Annotated in this window: 1 protein-coding gene; it reads right to left on the minus strand. The window is 73.3% G+C overall.

From position 1 onward, the window contains the following. Positions 1–1,006: hypothetical protein (locus GH681_RS23490; protein ID WP_228112067.1), on the minus strand; the 1,006-nt coding region annotated here is incomplete at both ends.

Here is a 1,006-nt window from a genome sequence, read left to right on the forward strand (position 1 = left end):
CCGCATCGACGGTGGCGGTGCCGGTCACGGCCAGCGCACCAGTCTGGCTGACCGGGCCGGCGGCGGTGGCGTTGAGGTTGCCGCCGATGGAGCTGGTGCCGAAGACGAGCGCGCCGCCGGCGTGATAGGTGGCGTCGCCGGCGGTACCGACGCGGCTGGTGAGCGCGCCGGTGGTGGTCGCGAGAAGACTGCTGGCCGTGCCGCTGGCGCTGAGGCTGGCGGCGTCGAGGGTGGTGGCGCCGGTGTGCAGGGCCACGTCGAGCGCGTTGGCATCGCGCAGCGTAGCAGTACCGCCGGTAGCGCTGACGGCGCCGCCGAAATCGTTGCCGGCGTTGCCGAGCGTGATGGCGTTGGCGCCCGCATCGAGCGTCGTGGTGCCGCCGACGACGAGCGCTGCCGTCTGGCCGATCGTGCCGCTGGCGATGATCGCGGCGTTGCTGTCGACGGTGGTGGCGCCCAAGCTGAGCGCACCGGTGTGGGCGTTCAAGCTGCCGAAGTGCCCGGCCAGGCTGGCGGGGCCCGTAGTGGTGACACTGAACAGACCGCCGATCCGGTTGGCCTCGGCCAGGGTGACGGCCTGGCTACCCGCATCGACGGTGGCGGTGCCGGTCACGGCCAGCGCACCAGTCTGGCTGACCGGGCCGGCGGCGGTGGCGTTGAGGTTGCCGCCGATGGAGCTGGTGCCGAAGACGAGCGCGCCGCCGGCGTGATAGGTGGCGTCGCCGGCGGTACCGACGCGGCTGGTGAGCGCGCCGGTGGTGGTCGCGAGAAGACTGCTGGCCGTGCCGCTGGCGCTGAGGCTGGCGGCGTCGAGGGTGGTGGCGCCGGTGTGCAGGGCCACGTCGAGCGCGTTGGCATCGCGCAGCGTAGCAGTACCGCCGGTAGCGCTGACGGCGCCGCCGAAATCGTTGCCGGCGTTGCCAAGCGTGATGGCGTTGGCGCCCGCATCGAGCGTCGTGGTGCCGCCGACGACGAGCGCTGCCGTCTGGCCGATCGTGCCGCTGGC

Source organism: Zoogloea sp. 1C4, assembly GCF_009469605.1.
Lineage (GTDB): Bacteria > Pseudomonadota > Gammaproteobacteria > Burkholderiales > Rhodocyclaceae > Zoogloea > Zoogloea oryzae.